The following is a 20,194-nucleotide window of genomic DNA, read 5'->3' as shown; positions in this document are numbered from 1 at the left end:
TCGACGTCTGTGTCGTGCATCCGCGGGGGATGCGATCCACGACGAACTGTAGATCAGCACGCCGCCCCGCGTGTACCCCGGAGTAACGAGCGAGGTCGGAGTAGCGTCAGGACGGTGCTGGACGAGTCGCGCGACCCCATCGACCTGCCGAACATGCGCGTCGGATACGGCGGCGGGATTCCCCCCAACATCGGCGAGGGTGACCGTGCCGCCGGGGCCGACGGCATCCGCGAGAACCTCGACCCGAGTTGGCTGCGCGGCGACCCGCCGTGGCTGGACCTCTTCGGAGTCTGGCTGCGCGAGGCCATCGACGCCCGCATCGCCGAGCCCAACGCGATGGTCCTCGGAACTGCCGACGCGGAGGGCAGGCCGTCGACACGCACCGTCCTGTGTAAGGGAGTCGACGCGAACGGCGTGGTCTTCTTCACCGGTTATCAGTCGGACAAGGGACGGCACCTCGCCGCCAACCCGTATGCCTCGGTGACGTTTCCCTGGATCGCCCTGGAACGTCAGGTGCACTTCCGCGGTCCGGTCGAACATGTCAGTGCCCTGGAGATCCAGGCGTACTGGGAGCTCCGACCCCGCGGTTCGCAGCTGTCGGCAGCCGCGTCCGAGCAGTCACGGCCCATCGGCAGCCGCGTCGAACTCGAGCAGAAGGCCGCCGAACTCGCCGAAGCCTACGGCGGGTTCGACGAGGGTGCCGAGGTCCCGGTCCCGTCCGAGTGGGGCGGGTACCGCATCGTTCCGGTCGAGGTCGAGTTCTGGCAGGGTCGAGCGAACCGCTTGCACAACCGGGTTCGGCTGACCCACGTCGACCACACCTGGCGTGCCGAGCGGCTGCAGCCGTGAGTGTCGGCGCCCGTCAGCGGTAGTCGAGGCGGTTCGGGTCGAGTCCGGCGATGCCGCACTGCGCCTGGGCGAAGATCGGTGCCCGGTACACGTGGTGGGACACGCGCACGCCGTTCACCCAGATCGTGCACCGGGCGTAACCGCCCCACGACGTGATGTTCGCGGCCGTCTGCTGCCGCTTCTTGTGCGAGACGAAAGTGATTGTGGTCGACCACAACCGGGTCTTCGGATCGAAGTCGCGCAGGTTCATGCCCACCTGCGTGGTGCGAGGCGCCCAGCGAAGGTGCGACCGCCCCTCGGGCGACAACGCCCCTAGCGGACAGCGGCGGCGTCGCCGACGTCACTCTCCACAGGGCAGTCGTCGGCCTGCGTGACCCGCCACTGGGCGGCGGTCATAGCATCGTGGAAATGGCCCGCCTTCTCGCCGACACCGCGCCGCTGCGCAATCACTACTTCCGGCGGCTGTGGCTCGCGAACATCGTCACCGTGATCGGCGCGCAGCTGAGTGTCGTCGCGGTACCCGCTCAGATCTATGAGGTCACGGGGAGTTCGGCGTACGTCGGGCTGACCGGGGTGTTCGGTCTGGTCCCGCTCGTCGTCTTCGGCTTGTGGGGCGGGGCCCTGGCCGACGTCGTCGACCGTCGGACCCTGCTGATCATCACGACCATCGGCCTCATCGTCTGCAGCGCACTGTTCTGGGCACAGGCCGCGATGGGCGGGCAGAACGTCTGGATCGTGTTGGTGCTCTTCGGCGTTCAGCAGGCCTTCTTCGCCGTGAACCAGCCCACGCGGACGGCGGTACTACCTCGACTCCTCGACACCAAGGACCTGCCCGCCGCGCTGTCGCTGAACATGACGGTGATGCAAGCGGGCGCCATCGCGGGGCCGTTGGTCGGCGGCTCCCTGATCCCGGTTCTCGGCTACTCGCTCCTGTACTTCGTGGACACACTGTTCCTGGTGCCGACGCTCATCGCCGTCATCATGTTGCCGTCCCTGCGACCGGAGAGCGAGGCGGCGCCGAAGGTCGCGGGCCTGCGCTCGGTCCTCGACGGCCTTCGGTACCTGGCCGGGCACAAGATCCTCCTCGCATCCTTCCTCGTCGACCTCATCGCCATGATCTTCGGCATGCCGCGGGCGCTGTTCCCACAGATGGCCCACGAGAACTTCGGTGGCCCCGAAGGCGGTGGCATCGCGTTCGCCTTGCTGTTCACGGCAATCGCCGCGGGAGCCGTCGTCGGCGGGATCTTCTCGGGTTGGGTCGCCCGCGTGCAGCGGCAGGGTCTCGCGGTCATCGTGTGCATCATCATCTGGGGTCTGGCGATCACCGGGACGGGGATCGCGGTGTCGTTCGCCGACGGCGCCGCCATGCCGATGCTCGTCGTCGCGGTCGCACTGCTGATGATCGGTGGGGCGGCCGACATGGCGTCCGCGGCGTTCCGGCAGACGATCCTGCTGGCGGCCGCGACCGACGAGGTGCGCGGCCGACTGCAGGGCGTGTTCATCGTCGTGGTGGCCGGCGGCCCGCGGATCGCCGACGTCGCGCACGGTGCCGCGGCCGCCTCGATCGGCGTCGCCGCCGCGACGGCATTCGGCGGCATTGCGGTCGTGATCGCGACCATCGTGGCCGCGCTGATGATTCCGGCGTTCGTGCACTATCGCGCCGGTCAGCGCACCTGAGAGCGCAGTTCGCCGACCAGCGCGGCCCGGCGATCGGTGCCACCATGGACGCCATGACCGTCGCCGCCACCCGATTCGACGTGCCGCTCATCGACATCTCGCCGTACACGCGCAACGGCGATCCCGCCGACCGGGCCGTGGTGGCGGCGAGGTTCGACGACGCGGCGAGTTCGGTCGGCTTCATCCAGGTCGTCGGGCACGAGATCCCGGCTGCGGTCATCGACGAGTTCACCGCGGTCATGGACGACTTCTTCGCCCTTCCGCTCGAACTGAAGAAGACCTACCGCACACCGCCGGAGATCAATCGCGGGTACGCGCCGCCGAAATCGGAATCCCTGTCACTCTCGCTGGGCGTCGAGTCCGCGGGACGCATGAACGACTTCTTCGAGGCCTACAACGTCGGGGTCGAGGCAACGCAATACCCCGAACTCGACCTGCCCGCCGACCAGTACGCGACCAACACCTGGCCGGCCGTCGACCATTTCCAGGCGGCGGTCTCGGCCTACTTCAGCGAAGCCCGCCGCGTCGCCCACACACTGACCAGGATCTTTGCCGACGCCCTCGACCTGCCCGCCGACTTCTTCGAGGGATTCACCGACCATTCCCTCGACGTGCTCCGGATGAACAACTACGCCCTGCCGCCGGGTGAGATCGAACTCGACGGCGAGCTGACCGGCATGGGCGAGCACACGGATTACGGGATCGTGACCGTGCTGTGGGCCGACCAGGTGCGAGGCCTACAGGTGCTGGATCAGAACGGCGAATGGCACGACGTGAGTCCGGCTGACGGTGCGCTGCTGATCAATCTGGGCGATCTGATGGCGCGCTGGACCAACGAGCGATGGACCTCGACCCTGCATCGGGTCAAGCCACCCGTCGTCGACGGCACGGTGGAACGGCGCCGATCCGCGGCCTACTTCCACGACGGGAACCTCGACGCGATGATCACGACCTTGCCGTCGTGTGTCGGGGCCGGCAGCCGCTATTCACCGATCACCGTGGGCGAGCACATCGGTGCGAAACTGGCAGGCTCGCGGGCCGGACGTCCGAACCCGCACGCCACCCGGGAGGCCGGACGGGTCCGGCAGGCCATGCGACGAAGCCAGGGTCAGCAGTAGGAGACTCGTGGGTCTCAGTCAGCGGTGAGCACGCCGGGGTAGGACGCCCGCCGTGCGGCGGTCACCGGGCAGTAGTGCATCGGGTTGTCGCGCTCGCTCTCCGGGGGCAGGTTCCGCGTGGGCGTGTGCACGATCGGTGCGTCCGCGGCGACTCTTCCGGTGACGCGGTCCCATGCGTCGCGCGGCCGCGGATGGCGCAGCACCCGCTTGGGTAGGAGCTTGTGCATCACGAGGTTGATGCCCTTGCCCAGCAACCGGAATCGCCGCTCGTCCGTGTCGGTCCACTCGAGGCCGAGGATCTCGCGAACCGGCTCGTCGTAGAACCCGGTGGTCAGCCACATGAACAGCTTCTGGTTCTGCGGCACCAGATACCGGTCCCACAGCCACGTCGGGATGAAGCCGAGGAAGGGCGGCGGCGGCAACTGGGTGATGTCGAGGACCGTGCGAACCGAGACGTGGTCGCGGAGCACGTTGCGGCACATGTAGTCCCAGTACTCCAGGAAGTCCTCGTAGGTGTCCGGCACGGGACGCATCGACACGCCGTACTGGGCGTACCAGGCCTTCGACTCCTCGAACAGTTGGCGTTTCTGGTCCTCGGTCAGGAAGGGGCCGAATCGCTCGCACAGCCGGACGTTGCCGTACCAGAACGTGGCGTGGGCCCAGTAGAAGACATCGGGATCCAGCGCGTGGTAGCGGGACCCGTCGTCCATCGTCCCCTTGACGGTCCGGTGGTAGTCGCGTACCTCCAGCCCGGTCTGCGCGCCGGGCACGACGGAATCGAAGACCACCCCGCTGATGGGATACAGCGACCGCATCAGACGCTGCCATCGCTCGCCGAAGAAGTCCGAGTGGTCCCACACCGCGGCGCCCAGTTTGGGGTGCATGTTCTGGATCGACCCGGCCCACAGGCCTTGGAACATCCCCGTCCAGGTGCCCCAGATCTGCCAGGTCAGCGAATCCGGACCGAGAGGCTCGTAGTCGTGTGCCGACGCCGTGTCGTCGGTGTGAACGGGACAGGCCTCCGTCGCAGCGTCCATAACCTCGGTCATGAGACGAAACCCTAGGTTCGTCTCACGCCGGTGTCAACTGTCGGTCACTCGGGATTCTCGTGGGTCACGGCCCGGTAGCCACGTGCGCCGGCCCGGTCGACCGCGGCCTTGACGAGTCCGAAGACGAGACCCTGCAACGCGGCAGCCACCAGGACCTCGGTGTTCGAGCGCTCGAGGTCCTTCGGATCGGGTGCCGACTCGTCGTCGGAGATCCGTTTCCAGATCTGACCGAACACCGCGCCCGCGGCGATACCGCCGAGCACGCTGGTCGCCAAGGACATCGGTTTGTACATCGCCTTCGATACGGCACTCATGCGAATTCCTCGCTCATTCGGTGGTGGACCCTGGGCGGATCGTGGTCGGAGGTCAGCGGCGTCGACGACGGACGATGACGATGGTGCCGACGGCCAGCACGGCGGCCACCGCCGCGCCGATCAGCACGGTCGAGTTCTCCTGGGCCTTCACCTGCGCGGTGTGCGCCGTCCTCGACGCCGCGTCGTTCACCCGCGCCGGGACATCCAGCTTGGCGGCCAGCGCGTCGACGGTCTCGGCCAGTTCCTGGCGTTGCTGCTCCACTGGGGGCGGGGTGTCGGCCGGAGTGTTGTTCTCGGGTGTCTCACTCATCTACAGGTGCTCCTTCACAGTCGCCACGTCGCGCTGGACACTCTCGACGGTGCGCTCCGGGGCCGGCGGCACCGCGGACTTGGCCCGTTTGGCTCCGATCGCGGCGGCGGCCCCGCCGATGACCAACAGGATCACCCCCACGATCACCGCGGCCAGCCACGCCGGTACCGCGTTCGCCAGCCCCAACACGGCTGCCGCGACAAGAGTGCCGAGGCCGAACAGCACCAGCAAGGTGCCCGCACCGGAGATCCCGGCGCCCACCCCGATCCGGGTGCCCTTGCCCTTCATCTCCGCGACCGCGTGCTGCAGCTCGGTCTTCACCAGGGTCGTCGTCTGCTGCTGCAGACGTTCGACGAGCTGCACGGTCGACAGGTCGTTCACAGACGGATCACTCACGCTCGTACCTCCTATCGGGACGCTGGTCTATGGCTTCCCGTGGTCGGCGATTCCGAAACGTCGATTCTCCGATCAGCGCTGCCGGAATCGGATCTCCGATCAGCGTTGCCGGAATCGGATCTCCGATCAGCGTTGCCGGAATCGGATCTCCGATCAGCGCTGCCGGAATCGGATCTCCGATCCGGGAGCGACCTGCGCGGCGAGATCCACCGCCTCGGCGGTGAGGACCGCCACCACCGGATAGCCGCCGGTGACCGGGTGATCGGCGAGAAAGATGACCGGGCGGCCACTCGGCGGGACCTGGATCGACCCGTGGGCGATGCCCTCGGAACGGAGCTCCGCGGCGTCGTCACGGTGCGTGAGGAGGGGAAGCCCCGAGCCCTCGGCGCGGTCGACCCGCACGCCCACGCGATTGCTGTCGGTTCCGACCACCCAGGATCCGACGCACACGTCGGCCGGTGCAGCGAGATGGTCGGCACGGGGGCCGGTGTGGCAGTCCAGAACGACGACCTGCGGGTGCTCGTTGTCGGCGGGGGCGGACCACGTGGTCGGCCAGTCGCCGGCGGCGTGACCCAGGGGCAACAGCGCGCCGGTGTCGAGTGGAGGCGGCCCGAGTCCGGAGAGGGTGTCGGTCGACCGCGAGCCCAGCACCGGTTCGACGTCGATACCGCCCCGCACGGCGACGTAGTTGCGCAACCCCCAGGTGGGCGCGTCGAGCGACAGCTCGTCACCGGCACGAAGCACGAGAGCCGCGGCGAGCCCCGCGGGGATCCCGTTGCGACGCACCACGGTGTCCGCCCCGGTCGCCGCGACCAGTACGTCGGAATCGGCGCGAATCCGCAACCCGCCCAGCGTCGTCTCGACCACCGCCGCCGACTCCGCGTTGCCCACAAGACGATTGGCCAGAGCGTGGGCCGCACGATCCGCAGCCCCCGACCGCGGGACGCCGAGGTGTGCGTACCCGGGCCGCCCGGCATCCTGGACGGTCGCCAGAGGCCCCGTCGCGAGAACGGTCAGCGAGGTCATCTTTGTCCGCGCCCCGCGTCGACGAAGCGGACCATCCGGCCCGCGGTGAACAGGGCGGGGGGATCGGTGTGCGCGTCCCACAGGCGAACATCGGTGCGGCCCAGCAACTGCCAGCCGCCGGGGCTCGACTTCGGGTACACCGCGCTGTACCCGGCGGCGATCGCGACCGACCCCTCCGGAACGTTCGTGCGTGCTTCCCGGCGTCGACCCACCGTGTCGAACGGGTGCGATGCCTCGTCGTCGGCGACGAGATAGCCGAAACCCGGTGCGAAACCCATGAACTGGACGCGCCATCGGGTGTGGCAGTGCACCTCGACGACCTCGTCGCTCGTCATGTCCAGTGCCGCAGCCACATCCGCGAGGTCCGCGCCGTCGTACTCGACCGGGATGACGATCTCGTCGGAAACACGCTGGTCGTTGTCGTGCTCGGCGTCGGTTCCGCGGTGTCGCAGCGCGCGGCGGACACCGAGTTCGTCCACACCGCGACCCGGATTCGCCTGGACCAGGAGGGTGTGCGCGCTGGGCACGAGATCGGTCACCTCGGCGAGCTCGCCGCGATCGATCGCGGCGCGCAACGCCCTGGTCGCGGCGAGCACCGCGGCCGACGGGGCGTCATCGGCCGAGAAGTCGAGGACCACCGCGTCGGGGCCCGCCGGCAGCTCGTGCATGGATCGAATCTACCCCGGGCGACGTGGTGTCCCACCCCGCGAAGTCCAGGCGTGCGCCCGCGTTGCGATGGCAGACTCGGTGGAGGTGCCGTGCCCGGTGGCCCATGCGAATGCGAGGAGAGACCGTGAGAGAGATCGTCGTCTGCGGCGAGTCGCTGGTCGATGTCGTGCAGCAGGGCGGAAGTCGGCACGAGGCGAACCGAGGAGGCCTGGCGCCCCTGCAGCCCGCCCTGGGCGGCGGTCCATTCAATGTCGCAATCACCCTGGGGCGGTTGGGGAGTGCGGTGTCGTTGCTCTCAGCGGTGTCCACCGACACCTATGGCGATGCGATCGTCGACGCGCTCCGCGCTGCCGGGGTGGGAACCACGCTGGTCCAACGTCGCGACGAGCCCACTTCGCTGGCTCTGGCGACCATCGCCGACGACGGATCGGCACACTATTCCTTCTACGTGGAGGGGACCGCAGACCGGGCGGTCGCCGATCCGGGCGCGCTGCCGCCCACCGTCGCGGCGATGACGTTCGGGACCCTGTCGCTCGTGCTCGAACCCGGTGCCACGGTGTACGAGAACCTGATGCGTCACTGCCGCGCCGAGGGTCGAGTCGTGGTGCTGGACCCGAACATCCGGCCCGCGGTCATCGACGACCCCGACGACTACCGACGCCGTTTCCGCAGCTGGATGTCGTCGGTGGACCTGGTCAAACTCTCCGACGAGGACGCGGCCTGGCTCGGCGACGGGCCGGCGGGCAGTTCGGCGGCGGACTGGCTGGGTGACGGAGTGGCAGCGGTTGTCACCACAGCCGGGGCATCGGGCATCACCGTTCGTACAGCGGTCGGTGAGGTGACCGCGCCGGCGCCGTCCGTCGACGTCGTCGACACGATCGGCGCGGGGGACAGCGTCCTCGGAGGCCTTGTCCACCACCTGGACCGGCACGGTCGGCTCTCCCCGGACGCGGTGCGTTCACTGACCGTCGAAGAGTGGCGAGAAGCGGCCGAATTCGCAGCTCACGTGGCTGCGGTGACGGTGTCGAGGCCCGGGGCCGACCCTCCGTGGGCGGGCGAGCTGAGAAGCGACTAGGTTGTACCTGTGTGTCCTACCCGGACACTGTAAAAATCTCTGATCTGAATAAGGGGTTCGTGTGTCTGCTGAAACAGTCCCAGCCGACCAGGCGTCCGACACGGCCTCAGCGACCTTCACCTACCCCGGTGGACAGCTGGAGCTCCCGATCCTGAAGGCCACCGAGGGCACCGACTCGGTCGCGCTCGGCAAATTCCTGGCCGAGACCAATCTGACCACCTTCGACGGTGGCTTCGTGAACACCGCGTCGACCAAGTCGGCCATCACCTACATCGACGGTGACGCCGGCATCCTGCGCTACCGCGGGATCCCGATCGATCAGCTGGCCGAGAAGTCGACCTTCATCGAGGTGAGCTACCTGCTCATCTACGGCGAGCTCCCGACTCCGGCGCAGCTGGAGGACTTCACCACCAAGATCCAGCGCCACACGCTCCTCCACGAGGATCTCAAGCGCTTCTTCGACGGCTTCCCCCGCAACGCGCACCCGATGCCGGTGCTGTCGAGTGCGGTCAACGCGCTGTCGGCCTACTACCAGGACTCGCTCGACCCCAAGGACGACGAGCAGGTCGAGCTGTCGACCATCCGCCTCCTCGCGAAGCTGCCGACCATCGCGGCCTACGCGTACAAGAAGTCGGCGGGTCAGCCGTTCCTCTACCCGGACAACTCGCTGAGCCTGGTCGAGAACTTCCTGCGGATGACCTTCGGCTTCCCCGCGGAGCCCTACGAGGTCAACCCCGAGGTCGCGAAGGCGCTCGACATGCTGTTCATCCTGCATGCCGACCACGAGCAGAACTGTTCGACCTCGACGGTCCGCCTCGTCGGCTCGTCGCAGGCCAACCTGTTCACCTCGATCTCCGGCGGCATCAACGCACTCTGGGGTCCGCTGCACGGCGGCGCCAACCAGGCCGTGCTCGAGATGCTCGACGACATCCGCGCCGACGGTGGCGACACCAAGGACTTCATGAAGCGGGTGAAGAACAAGGAAGCCGGCGTCAAGCTCATGGGCTTCGGTCACCGCGTCTACAAGAACTACGATCCGCGCGCCGCGATCGTGAAGAAGACCGCCGATACGATCCTGGAATCGCTTGGCGTGCAGGATGATCTGCTCGACATCGCGAAGGGTCTCGAAGAGGTCGCGCTCAACGACGACTACTTCATCGAGCGCAAGCTGTACCCGAACGTGGATTTCTACACCGGTGTCATCTACCGTGCGATGGGCTTCCCCACCCGCATGTTCACCGTGCTGTTCGCGCTGGGACGCCTGCCGGGATGGATCGCCCACTGGCGCGAGATGCACGAGGACCCGACCACTAAGATCGGCCGTCCGCGTCAGCTCTACACCGGCTACACCGAACGCGACTACGTCCAGATGGGCGATCGCTGAGCGACCGCTCTCGCCGGACACGTCTGACCGCCGCACACCCGACTCAAAGGAGAGTCCAGTGACCAGCACCGAGAAGCCCACGGTCGAGTTCCAGGCGGGACCCCCGCCGGCCGACCTGACCATCTCCGACCTCATCGTCGGCGAGGGTGCCGAAGCCGCCCGCGGCGGCATCGTCGACGTTCACTACGTCGGGGTCGACTACGAGACGGGCGAAGAATTCGATTCGTCGTGGGACCGCGGCCAGTCGGCCAACTTCCCGCTGGACCGGTTGATCCCGGGCTGGCAGGAGGGAATCCCCGGCATGAAGGTCGGCGGACGCCGTCAGCTGACCGTTCCGCCCGAGCTCGCCTACGGTTCAGCCGGTGCGGGCCATCGTCTGTCGGGACGGACGCTCGTGTTCGTCATCGACCTGCTCGGAGTGGGCTGACGTCCGCGACCTCACTGGTCTGGCTCAGGCGTGATCTGCGCCTGAGCGACCTCCCGCCGCTCGCCGCGGCCGCCTCGGGGACCGATTCGTCGGTCCTCGTGTGCTTTGTGCTGGACCCGCGGCTGGAGAAGTCCTCGGGTGAGCGGCGCCTGGCCTTCCTGTTCGACTCGCTGCGCGAGATCGACGACAAACTCGACGGCAAGCTACTCGTCGTCCGGGGACGCCCCGAGGACGAGATCCCGAAGCTGGCCCGGGCGGTCGACGCCGAACGAGTCCACATCTCCGAGGACTTCGCGCCGTTCGGCCGACGACGCGACGAGGCCGTCGCCGACGCGCTCGGCGACGTCGAACTCGTGGCGACCGGGTCGCCGTACCTCGTCTCGCCCGGCCGGGTGACCAAAGACGACGGTTCGCCGTACAAGGTGTTCACGCCGTACTCGAAGCGGTGGCGTGACCACGGGTGGCGCGCACCCGCCGACTCGTCGGTGCCGGCGAAGAAGATCGTCGACCCATCGGATCTGACGAAGACCGGACGCATCCGGGTCCCTGCCGCGCCGACGACGCTCTCCATCCCCGCGGGCGAGGATGCGGCCACGGAGCGCTGGGCCGAATTCGTCGACGGCGATCTCGCCGACTACGACTCCGGCCGCAACGATCCCGCCGGGGACAGCACCAGCCGGATGTCGGCGTACCTCAAATACGGCAACATCCATCCCCGCACGCTCGCCGCGGATCTGGGCAGGGCGGGGGGAGCGCAAGCCTATCTCCGCGAGCTCGCGTTCCGTGACTTCTATGCCGATGTGCTCTATCACTGGCCACACAGCTTGTGGCACAACTGGAATCGCCAGTTCGACGGCATCGATCTGGATACCGACGAGAAGGCCTACGAGCGGTTCGACGCCTGGAAGGCCGGGCGTACCGGCTTCCCGCTCGTCGACGCCGGGATGCGTCAGCTGGCCGAGACCGGCTATATGCACAACCGGGTGCGCATGGTCACCGCGTCCTTCCTCGTCAAGGATCTGCACCTGCCGTGGTGGTGGGGAGCGGAATGGTTCCTCGATCAACTCATCGACGGTGACATGGCGTCGAACAACCACGGTTGGCAGTGGGCTGCGGGCACGGGAACCGATGCGGCACCGTACTTCCGGGTGTTCAACCCCGAGGCCCAGGCCAAGAAGTTCGACCCAGACGGCGAGTACGTCCGCCGGTGGGTGGGCGACATCGACGCCGACGACTATCCCGAGCCGATGGTCGATCACAAGGCCGAGCGTGAAGAGGCGCTCCGCCGTTTCGGTCAGATCTAGTCCCCCAACGTCCCCTGCTGGTCGAGCGTGTCGAAACCACCTGCCGCACACGAGGACTGCACTGGCCCGATCCAGCTTCGCTGGCCGTGACCGCGAGGGATGAGATCGTCAGAAGGGTGGTGGGTCGAGGCGGTCGAGCTCTTCGCGGGCTTTCCTGTTCCGGGCGCGCTCTTGTCGCCGGCGGGCCAGTTTGGCGTCCAGTCGGCTGGTGGTGCGCTCCGAGTTGTCGACGGAGGCGATGATGTGTGGGGTGGGTGGGGCTTGAGCGGCCTGTTCGAACCGGATTCGCCGCAGGTTGGGGAAGGTGTCTTCGAGGGTTTCGGCATCCCCGGGCAGGGTGACCCCTTCAGGGGTCTCGTATTCGGTGACCAGGCGGCCGCCTTCGTCGCGGTATTGCACGTCGACCCAGTCACCGTGGGTTTTGAGGAGATGACTGGGGCGGCACTTGGCGTTGAGGTTCTCACTCGACGTCGCCCCACCCCGGGCAGGGTCGGTGTGGTCGTACTCGGTGACGTGGTCGAGATCGCATGCAAATGCCGAACGGGTACAACCGGGTTCGGTGCAATAGCCGTCCCGCACCCGCACGAAATCAGCGCACGACGCGGTGGGCCGGTACCCGTTGCCAGGATGGGTTGCCGGGTAAACCACTGCTACTGATGCGGTGGTGTCGCCGGGCTCACCGTCCGATCGAGTTGTGGCGCCACCGTTGTCGTCGTCGGCTCGTGTGTCTTCGGCTGATGCCGGGCGTTGGGCGGTCCGCCGGTGATCGTCGTCGTTGGTGGCGACGTAGGTGGGTTGGGTGCGGGCCGGGGTGACCGGGGTGAGGGTGGCGTCGGGGCGGGCGGCGAGGTCACGGACGTGCTCGTCGCTGATGATGCCGTGCTCGTCGAGGAACCCCACCCCAGGCGCCCCCGCGAGGGTGGCGGCGTCGGTGACCACATGGATCACTATCTCGGCGCGCACCGCGTCGAGGACACTCTGCGGGTCGGGAATGTCGGCAATGCAGGGCTCGTCGTCGGCGCACTGGCACTCGAATGCCGTGCGGGTCAACAGCGCGAACATCGCATCGGACTGGCGGTGCCCGCGCTTGCGCCCGTCTCGTTTGCATACCGCATCAGCGAGGACGCGGACGGCTTTGGCTGAGATCCGCACGTTCTCTGCCGACATGACGGCGGTGAGTTCGGCGGTGCCGTCGGGCAGTTCGTGCGTCCACACCCCACGTTGGTCCATCGCGTCTTTGCGGCGTTGGCGTACCGCATCCGGATCGTGGCGGAACACGAGGCGGTCGACCATGTCGCGCAACCGCGCCCGATCCCACACACCGCTGCGGCGGCGCAGAGTACCGGCGATCTCGGCGTCGAGGGCGGGGATGATGGGGTCGTCGGCGGGGATCAGCTCGGTGCGGGAGAGGATCAGCCGGATCTGCCACTGCGACAGGATCCCGTCACGCAGGGTGTCCGCGGTGTCGGGAAGCCGGTCACGCAGGGCGATTGCCTCGTCGATCAAGATTTCGGCCTGCCGTCGTGACACCGCGCCTTGGCGGGCGATCCGGGCGGCGCAGTCGGCGTGGCCGTCCATCACGAAGCCTGAGGCGCTGGTGGTGACGAGCCGGTCGGTCATCGCCGCGATCGTCTGATATCGATGCCAGGCGAGATAGGACTCTCCGCGTCGGGTGGCGTCGAGGCCGCCCATCAACATGACCATGTCGGTCTCGGCCACGCGGGCAGGATCGACCCCGGCGACGAACTCGCCCGGCAGATCGGTCCACATCCTCACAACGCCCCCCGACGCCTGTTTCGTCACCCACCCTGACCAGGGTGATCCGCTACAGACCAATGTAAACCCGACCACCGACAAACCCTGATGAGTCTCGACAGTAGATCGGATCATTGTCGTGACTGGTTGCGACGCTTGCGGATTCACGAGTCGGCGTAGCTGGGGTGGGGACGGCACTGGCAGACGAAGCAAATTTTGGAGTGCGGAATTGCGCCGGCCTGATTGTCGCTAGCTGAGTTTCTCGGGTCGCCAGGTGGTTTCGACTCGGCGCCTCGCTTCGCTCGGTGCCGGCTCAACCAGCGGGGGAGGGTTCCCCGCTCCGCTCGGGGCCGGCTCAACCAGCGGAGGAGGGGCTCGCTCCGCTCGGTGCCGGCTCAATTAGCGGGGGGCGTTACGAAGGGTCCTGTCACGCATTGCAACAGGACCCTTCGTGAAGCTCGCTCCTCAGCGGGCGAGCTTGAGCACCTCACCCCACCCGATGCGCGATCCGGTGCGCAGGATGGAGCGCTGGTAGATCCGCGCGGCGATCCAGGTGGCGGCGGCGCACGCCGCACCCATCAGACCGAACGTCACGATGATCTGCACGGCATCGGTGTCGCCGGTGGCGATGCGCATCGGCATCAGGGCCGCGCTGAACGGCGGTATCCAGCTGAGTACCTCGATCAGCGTCGAATCCATCGCCTGGACACCGAAGATGCCCGAGTACAGCACCGCGACCGCGAGGAACGTCAGCGGAGCCGACGACGAGTTCAGCTCTTCCTGTCGGGACACGATGGCCCCGGTCGCCGCGTAGAGGGAAGAGAAGAACAGGAACCCGAGGAGGAACCACGCGATCACCGCCGCGAACATCCCGAGGGCGGCACCCGGGAGGGTGAGTATTCCGGTCGCGGTACCGGCGATCAATGCGGTCGCGCCGAGCAGCACCACCTGGCCCAGGGCGACGACGCCGATGCCGATGATCTTGCCCCACAGCAGGTGCAGCGGCTTGATGGTCGCCAGCAACAGCTCCACGACCCGCGACGTCTTCTCTTCGACGACGCCGACGGCGACCATCGTGCCGCCCATCATGATCGCCGTGACCAGCAACACCACGCCGACCATGGCGATGAGCAGACGCTGTCCCTCATCGGGCTTGTCCGGCTCGGTCTGGGTCACGCTGATGTCGACGGTCGGCAGGGTGGCGGCGTCGACGCCGCGTTCGGACAGTGCCGCCGTCAGATTCGCCTGCGACACCGCGGTTCTGATGGGCCCCTCGAGCGCGGGCTCGAGGCTGTCCTTGGTGATGATGACGTACGACCCGGGTGCCTCACCGGGCACCAGCGCGGCGGCCACATCGCCGCTGTTCACGCGATCCCGCGCCTGTTCGACAGTGTCGGCGGGTTCGGTGGCGATGGTGGTGCCCGACGCCTCGCCGACGGACACGATGGACTCGGTGACCGCTGACGGCTGACCGACGACGGCGACCTTCTCGGTGTCGTCCCCGCCGGAGAACAGGTTGATGATGATGGCACCGGCGATGATCACGACCATCAGCAGTGCGGTGCTCACCACGAAGGACTTGGTCTTGGCGCGCGTGGTGATCTCGCGGCCGGCGACGAGACGAATGGCCTGTGCGGCAGTGGCACTGGTGTCGCCGGTGGCGGGTGTCGGCGGGGTGTCGCGTAGCGTGGTCATGCGGAAACCACCTCTCGGAACAGGTCGGTCAGGGACGGGGTCGAGGTCGCGAAGCGGTGGACGGGACCGTGTTGCAGCGCGGTGGAGAGGATCAGCTGATCGTCGGCGGTCTGCGGGTCGATGAGGAGCCGGGTCGTCTCGCCGTACTCCACGTTCCGCACGCCCGGAAGGCCTTCGGCCCAGGCGATGTCGGCACGCGGCCCGGTGATCTCGAGGCTGACCCCGTCGCGGGCGCGAAGGTCGTCGACGGTGCCGAGCGCACGCATCTGGCCCTTGGCGATGATGCCCACGCGATTGCACAGCCGCTGGACCAGGTCGAGCTGATGCGAGGAGAAGATGACCGGAATGCCCTCGGCTGCTTTCTCTTTCAATACGTCACTCATCACGTCCACGGCGACCGGGTCCAGACCCGAGAACGGCTCGTCGAGCACGAGGACGGTGGGATCGTGGACCAGTGCGGCGGCGAGCTGGACGCGTTGCTGGTTGCCGAGGCTGAGATCGGCGACGTTGTCGTCGTAGCGCGCGCCGACGCCCAGCCGGTCGGTCCAGCGCCGGACCGACTCCTCGGCCTCGGCGGCGGACATGCCGTGCAGGCGCGCCAGGAACGTGAGTTGCTCACCGACTTTCATCTTCGGGTACAGGCCGCGCTCCTCGGGCATGTAACCGATCCGGCGGCGCAGGTCGAGGTCGATGCGGCGGTCGCCGAGCCGCACCTCGCCGGAGTCGGCGGCGAGCACGCCGAGGATGATGCGCATCGTCGTGGACTTGCCGGCGCCGTTGCTGCCGACGAAGCCGAAGATCTCACCGGGCTCGACATGAAAGGTCATGTCCTGCAATGCGACGAGATCTCCGTAGCGTTTGTGGAGCCCGTCGACGATCAGTGGTGCGGTCACGGCGCACCCTCCTCACTGGGGATGGTTGTCGGGTCGGATGACAGTGCTTCGAGGTCTTCGGGGTCGGGATCGGCCATCCACCAGGCGGTCAGCATGGTCGGCACGCAGATGGCGGAGAGTACGAGGGTGATCAGCAGGATCGCCGAGCCGTAGACGGCCTGCCCGGGTACCTCGTCGCGGAAGCTGAGGACGATCAGCACCGCGTACGGGATGAACATCAGGCAGTACAGCACGGTGAAGCCGATCGAGCGTGCCGAGTTGCGTTGCGCCACCTGGATCTCGTCGAGTGCCGTCACCGGTGTGTCGGCGATCGAGCCCGTGACGATGCGGAGCAGGTAGAGCGTCGTGATGATCCCGAACAGGCCGATCATGAACGGGAGGAGAAACCACCCGGATGTGAAGAACGCGATGATCGAGCTGAAGAGGAGCACGGTCGCGAAGAACACCTGCGCCACGACGAGGCGCCGGAACGTGCGCCGGGTGCGCCACGAGGTCAGACGGTGGGAGTTCTTGGCATTGAATTCCTGATGCCGCTGACCGCGCCATTGTTCATAGCGTCGCCAGAGCGCGGGGGTTGCCTCCTCGGGGATGGCCGAGTAGGGGTCGGTCATCGTTCACCTCCGGTGTCGTCGGTGTGGATGGTGTGGACGGGTGGTGATTCTGGTGACTTCGGGGATGTTTCGCGGTGGTAGAGCGCCGCCGACATCGCCCCGAACTCTCGACGGCTGAACACCGCCTCGACGGGGAGGTCGAAGACGTCGCAGATACGGAAGGCGAGGTCGAGGCTGGGATAGTTGTCACCGCGTTCGAGTGCGCCCACCGACTGCACGTTGATGCCCACGAGGGCGGCGAGTTCGGCCCGCGACATCCGACGCTCGGCGCGAAGGACGCCGATGCGGTTGTAGATGGGAAGCTTTTCCCCACGGCGTATTGGACTCACGTGACTTAGTGTTGTGAAAACACAACAACTTGTCAAGAGCGGGCAAACCGTCCCGCCGTCGGGTCAGTGCGCGGACACGCCGAGCAACTCGGCCGCGACCCGCGCCGCCTCACGCCCGGCGCGATTGGCGCCGATCGTGGATGCCGATGGGCCGTAGCCGAGTAGCTGAATTCGCGGATCGGCGTCGACGACGGTCGCGAGGCGCCCGGTCATGGTGATCCCCCCACCCGGCGCGCGCAGCCGCAGCGGGGCGAGATGGTCGATGGCGCTGCGGAATCCGGTGTTCCAGAAGATGACGTCGAGGTCCAGGTGGTCGGGTACGCGCGCGCGATCGAGGCCCTCACCGGTCCCGCCGTCGCAGTCCCAGCACACGCCGGTCTCGGTGATACGGGTGAACATCGGGCGCCATGTCAGGATCCCGTCCCGTTTCGCCGCCGCGATCGTCGGGGTGAGCGCCAGCCCGGTCACCGACACCACCGACGTGGGGGGCAGCCCGGCGCGCACACGCCGTTCGACACGGGCGACGGCCTCGCGTCCCTGTTCCGGGGTGAACGGCCCGGAGTTGAACACCGGTTCGCGCCGCGAGCACCAGAACGTCTCGCTCCCAGGTGCCTCCCGGGCGATCTCGATCAGCAACTGGATCGCAGAGATGCCCGCACCGACGACGAGGACGCGTTTGCCCTCGAACTCCTCGGGCGACGTGTAGTCGTGTGTGTGCAGCTGTCGGCCGCGGAAGTCGGCTGCACCCGGGATGTGCGGGATGAACGGCCGGTCCCAGGTGCCGGTGGCGTTGACGATCAGATTCGACGTGACCGAACCGCCGCCACCCAGCTCGGCGCGGAAGCCGTCGCCCTCACGTCGCACGGCGCGCACATGCACGGGCCGATGGACGGTGAGGCCGAACTTCTCCTCGTAGCGGCCGAAATAGGCGGGGACCGCAGTTGCGGCCGGTAGCTCGTCGCAGTCCAGACCGAGCGCCTCGACCAGACCCCAGCCCGGTAGGTCGTGGACGCGGTTGGCGGTGGCCAGGGTCAGCGTCGGCCACCGGAACTGCCAGGCGCCGCCGGGCCCGGGGGCGTGGTCGAGCATCTGGTACCGATCGCCGAGCCCGAAGCGGTGGAGGAAGTAGGCCGCCGAGAGGGCGGCTTGTCCGCCGCCGATGATCAACACATCCGTATGCGGGGCGGGCTGTGCGCCGGTCGGGGGGATCTGCACGTCCCCACCTTGTCACGCCGTGCCGCTGTCAGGCCGATGCGAGGTGTGGTCGGTAGGGTGGTGGCCCATGATCCACTCCACCACCGACGGATCGGTCGTCACGATCGAGTTGGACCGGGTAGACAAGCGCAACGCCCTGAACGAGGAGATGCTGTCGGGCTTGTCCGGTGCCTTCGACGCCGCGCTCGGGGCGGGTGCCCGCGCCATCGTCGTGACCGGTCGGGGGCCGGTCTTCAGCGCCGGTGCCGACCTGTCCGGTCCGGTGTACGACAAGGGTTTCCTCGACATCCTCGTCGGCACCCTGCGGCAGATCGAGACCGCGCCGGTGCCCGTGATCGCGGCGTTGAACGGGTCGGCGATCGGCGCGGGGCTGCAGCTGGCGATGGCCGCCGATCTCCGCGTGATGGCACCGGACGCCATCGCGGGCATACCGGCTGCGAAAATCGGTGTCGCCGTGGACGAGTGGACGATCCGGCGGCTGGTGTCACTGGTCGGGGCGGGGCAGGCCCGGGGAATGCTGATCGGGTGCGACCCGCTCGGTGCCGATCGGGCCCACTCGCTGGGCTTCGCGAACCGCATCGGCGATCTCGTCGATGCCCAGCACTGGGCGCACACGATCGCCGACCTCGCCCCGCTGACGCTCCAGCACTACAAGCTCGTCCTCAACGGCGACGGTGCCCGCGATGCGGCGCCCGACGATCGGGCCGCGGCGATGATGCGGGCGTGGGAGAGTTCCGACTTGCAGGAGGGCCGCGCGGCCCGCGCCGAGAAGCGCGCGCCCAGGTTCCTCGGGTCCTGAGCGGAGCACCTCGCTACCGGCGGTGGATGGGGCCGGTTCCCGCGTGGAGGGGTGTCGCCGTCGCACGATGCCGTTCGGCGATCAGCTGCGCTGCGATGGCCACGGCCGCCTCGCCGGGTGTGTGCCCGCCGAGGTCGAGCCCCAGCGGTGAGCGCAGACGGGCGAGTTGCCCGTCGTCGAGGCCCGCGTCGCGGAGACGTTGACGGCGGTCGTCGACGGTCCGTCGCGACCCCAGCGCACCGACGAAACCGAGGGTCGGGGAAGCGAGTGCGACGCGCAGGGTCGGGACGTCGAACTTCGGGTCGTGCGTCATCACGCAGATCGAGGTCGACGCACCGACCCGTCCGTCCCGGATCTCGCCCGCCAGGTACCTATCCGGCCACCCGACGACGACGTCGTCGGCGTCGGGAAACCGTGCGCGGGTGGCGAACACCGGTCGCGCGTCGACAACCGTCACCCGCATCCCGAGACTCGTCCCGAGTGAGCTGAGCGCCCGCACGAAGTCGTTGGCGCCGACCAATATCAGCCGCGCGGGTGGGGCGAAGGTCTGCACGAAGGTACGGGGGCGTTCGTCGGACGGCGCGTCGCAGTCGTCGACCCCGATGAGCCCGCTGCGGCCGGTGGTGAGGAGGTCGGCGACGTCGCGGTCGAGACGACGCCAGGCCGGCTGCGACGTCGCCGTGGCGAGGTACCAGTCGGTGTCGTCGGTGAGGGTCGTGGCCCACGAGATCGGTTCGTCGTCGTCGAGTGCGGCGACCATGCGGGTGAGGTGCCGACGGCGCTGGGCGGTCGGGGAAACCCGCTCGACGAGGACCTCGATCTGCCCTCCGCAGGTGAGGCCCGGCGCGGGGTCGTCGGGATCGTCGACGCCGTAGTGTTCGACCACGGCGACGCCGTCGGCCAGGACGTCGCGCGCGGTGTGCACGAGCGCGGATTCGACGCAGCCGCCGGACACCGACCCGATGACGGTGTCGTCCTCGGTCACGATCATCGCGGCGCCCAACTCGCGGGGAGCCGATCCCGTGGTGCCGACGACCCGGCAGAGCGCAACCGGCCGCGCGTCACCGGTGTCGAGGAGTTCGGTCAGGGACCGCAGGACGTCGCGCATGTACTCCAGTGGACCAGAAGATCACCGTCCCGACCAGGTGGCCGTGCTGCGAGTGCCGGCAAACCCACCCCTTTTCCGTAAACCCAGCGCCCGGTGTGGACTGCTCCCCGGGAGTTGGACTGAAAATCAGTTTCGACTACCCGGGGAGAGTTGTATGCATCCACGTAGTTCGTTGTCGGTGGAGCAGCGTG

General features: G+C 67.9%; 22 protein-coding genes. 8 read left to right on the top strand and 14 right to left on the bottom strand.

Translation table 11 applies throughout. From position 1 onward, the window contains the following. Positions 1–153: 153 nt before the first annotated feature. Entirely contained in the window at positions 154–849 is a 696-nt protein-coding gene (gene pdxH, locus ABIC25_RS24405; protein WP_373194782.1) for a pyridoxamine 5'-phosphate oxidase, read from the top strand. 13 nt (positions 850–862) lie between these two features. Here pdxH and ABIC25_RS24400 read toward each other — a convergent pair whose 3' ends face one another. Next, a complete protein-coding gene (locus tag ABIC25_RS24400) occupies positions 863–1,099 on the bottom strand; it encodes a hypothetical protein (RefSeq protein WP_354563532.1) in 237 nt (78 codons plus the stop codon). A 158-nt stretch (positions 1,100–1,257) separates the two neighbouring features. On the opposite strand from ABIC25_RS24400, the gene ABIC25_RS24395 reads away from it, so the two are divergent. Continuing rightward, positions 1,258–2,526, top strand: coding sequence for an MFS transporter (locus tag ABIC25_RS24395; RefSeq protein ID WP_354563531.1), 1,269 nt, complete (start codon positions 1,258–1,260; stop codon positions 2,524–2,526). A 44-nt stretch (positions 2,527–2,570) separates the two neighbouring features. Next, complete coding sequence (locus tag ABIC25_RS24390) at positions 2,571–3,644, top strand: isopenicillin N synthase family dioxygenase (RefSeq protein WP_354563530.1); 1,074 nt, start codon at positions 2,571–2,573, stop codon at positions 3,642–3,644. Positions 3,645–3,658: 14 nt separating this feature from the next. Here the strand turns inward: ABIC25_RS24390 and ABIC25_RS24385 are convergent, their stop codons facing one another. The 6 genes from ABIC25_RS24385 to ABIC25_RS24360 all read right to left on the bottom strand — a co-directional run bounded on the left by ABIC25_RS24385 (position 3,659) and on the right by ABIC25_RS24360 (position 7,407). Then, a complete protein-coding gene (locus tag ABIC25_RS24385; protein WP_354563529.1) occupies positions 3,659–4,693 on the bottom strand; it encodes an oxygenase MpaB family protein in 1,035 nt (344 codons plus the stop codon). Positions 4,694–4,737: 44 nt separating this feature from the next. Next, positions 4,738–5,007 (bottom strand): DUF4235 domain-containing protein, encoded by a 270-nt coding sequence (locus ABIC25_RS24380; RefSeq protein WP_004020164.1) that lies wholly within the window; start codon positions 5,005–5,007, stop codon positions 4,738–4,740. A 52-nt stretch (positions 5,008–5,059) separates the two neighbouring features. Beyond that, positions 5,060–5,317 carry a DUF3618 domain-containing protein gene (locus ABIC25_RS24375; protein WP_064571261.1) on the bottom strand — a complete coding sequence of 86 codons (258 nt, stop codon included), beginning with the start codon at positions 5,315–5,317 and terminating at the stop codon, positions 5,060–5,062. Beyond that, positions 5,318–5,713 (bottom strand): phage holin family protein, encoded by a 396-nt coding sequence (locus ABIC25_RS24370; RefSeq protein ID WP_004020162.1) that lies wholly within the window; start codon positions 5,711–5,713, stop codon positions 5,318–5,320. 153 nt (positions 5,714–5,866) lie between these two features. After that, the gene (locus ABIC25_RS24365; RefSeq protein WP_354563527.1) at positions 5,867–6,739 is read right to left on the bottom strand and encodes a 5-oxoprolinase subunit C family protein; all 873 of its coding nucleotides are present in this window, start codon (positions 6,737–6,739) and stop codon (positions 5,867–5,869) included. Further along, complete coding sequence (locus ABIC25_RS24360; RefSeq protein ID WP_354563526.1) at positions 6,736–7,407, bottom strand: 5-oxoprolinase subunit B family protein; 672 nt, start codon at positions 7,405–7,407, stop codon at positions 6,736–6,738. The genes ABIC25_RS24365 and ABIC25_RS24360 overlap by 4 nt, the downstream gene beginning before the upstream one ends. A gap of 125 nt (positions 7,408–7,532) precedes the next feature. On the opposite strand from ABIC25_RS24360, the gene ABIC25_RS24355 reads away from it, so the two are divergent. The 4 genes from ABIC25_RS24355 to ABIC25_RS24340 all read left to right on the top strand — a co-directional run bounded on the left by ABIC25_RS24355 (position 7,533) and on the right by ABIC25_RS24340 (position 11,598). Further along, the gene (locus tag ABIC25_RS24355; RefSeq protein ID WP_354563525.1) at positions 7,533–8,483 is read left to right on the top strand and encodes a carbohydrate kinase family protein; all 951 of its coding nucleotides are present in this window, start codon (positions 7,533–7,535) and stop codon (positions 8,481–8,483) included. Between the two features lie 61 nt (positions 8,484–8,544). Further along, the gene (locus ABIC25_RS24350; protein ID WP_004020158.1) at positions 8,545–9,867 is read left to right on the top strand and encodes a citrate synthase; all 1,323 of its coding nucleotides are present in this window, start codon (positions 8,545–8,547) and stop codon (positions 9,865–9,867) included. Between the two features lie 58 nt (positions 9,868–9,925). Next, entirely contained in the window at positions 9,926–10,294 is a 369-nt protein-coding gene (locus ABIC25_RS24345) for an FKBP-type peptidyl-prolyl cis-trans isomerase (RefSeq protein ID WP_004020157.1), read from the top strand. Positions 10,295–10,308: 14 nt separating this feature from the next. Beyond that, a complete protein-coding gene (locus tag ABIC25_RS24340; protein WP_354563539.1) occupies positions 10,309–11,598 on the top strand; it encodes a cryptochrome/photolyase family protein in 1,290 nt (429 codons plus the stop codon). Between the two features lie 108 nt (positions 11,599–11,706). Here the strand turns inward: ABIC25_RS24340 and ABIC25_RS24335 are convergent, their stop codons facing one another. The 6 genes from ABIC25_RS24335 to ABIC25_RS24310 form a co-directional block, all read right to left on the bottom strand. Continuing rightward, positions 11,707–13,368 carry an HNH endonuclease signature motif containing protein gene (locus tag ABIC25_RS24335; RefSeq protein WP_354563524.1) on the bottom strand — a complete coding sequence of 554 codons (1,662 nt, stop codon included), beginning with the start codon at positions 13,366–13,368 and terminating at the stop codon, positions 11,707–11,709. Positions 13,369–13,818: 450 nt separating this feature from the next. Further along, on the bottom strand, positions 13,819–15,048 hold the full coding sequence (locus ABIC25_RS24330) for an ABC transporter permease (RefSeq protein WP_354563522.1): 1,230 nt from the start codon (positions 15,046–15,048) through the stop codon (positions 13,819–13,821). Continuing rightward, on the bottom strand, positions 15,045–15,941 hold the full coding sequence (locus ABIC25_RS24325) for an ABC transporter ATP-binding protein (RefSeq protein ID WP_004020153.1): 897 nt from the start codon (positions 15,939–15,941) through the stop codon (positions 15,045–15,047). The genes ABIC25_RS24330 and ABIC25_RS24325 overlap by 4 nt, the downstream gene beginning before the upstream one ends. Further along, on the bottom strand, positions 15,938–16,552 hold the full coding sequence (locus ABIC25_RS24320; protein WP_004020152.1) for a hypothetical protein: 615 nt from the start codon (positions 16,550–16,552) through the stop codon (positions 15,938–15,940). Before ABIC25_RS24320 ends, ABIC25_RS24325 begins: the two co-directional genes overlap by 4 nt. After that, positions 16,549–16,881, bottom strand: coding sequence for a helix-turn-helix transcriptional regulator (locus ABIC25_RS24315; RefSeq protein WP_033203714.1), 333 nt, complete (start codon positions 16,879–16,881; stop codon positions 16,549–16,551). The genes ABIC25_RS24320 and ABIC25_RS24315 overlap by 4 nt, the downstream gene beginning before the upstream one ends. Before the next feature lie 63 nt (positions 16,882–16,944). Continuing rightward, positions 16,945–18,096, bottom strand: coding sequence for an NAD(P)-binding domain-containing protein (locus ABIC25_RS24310; protein WP_239402860.1), 1,152 nt, complete (start codon positions 18,094–18,096; stop codon positions 16,945–16,947). Positions 18,097–18,163: 67 nt separating this feature from the next. Here ABIC25_RS24310 and ABIC25_RS24305 point away from each other — a divergent pair, with 67 nt between their 5' ends. Next, a complete protein-coding gene (locus ABIC25_RS24305) occupies positions 18,164–18,895 on the top strand; it encodes an enoyl-CoA hydratase (RefSeq protein WP_354563521.1) in 732 nt (243 codons plus the stop codon). Positions 18,896–18,908: 13 nt separating this feature from the next. On the opposite strand, the gene ABIC25_RS24300 is transcribed toward ABIC25_RS24305, so the two are convergent. After that, complete coding sequence (locus ABIC25_RS24300) at positions 18,909–20,003, bottom strand: XdhC family protein (RefSeq protein ID WP_239402862.1); 1,095 nt, start codon at positions 20,001–20,003, stop codon at positions 18,909–18,911. Positions 20,004–20,194: the final 191 nt, after the last annotated feature.

It is taken from the genome of Gordonia sp. PvP123, assembly GCF_040547295.1.
Lineage (GTDB): Bacteria > Actinomycetota > Actinomycetes > Mycobacteriales > Mycobacteriaceae > Gordonia > Gordonia terrae.
Note: the sequence above shows the minus strand (reverse complement) of the source record. Positions and strands in the feature narration are given on the sequence as shown.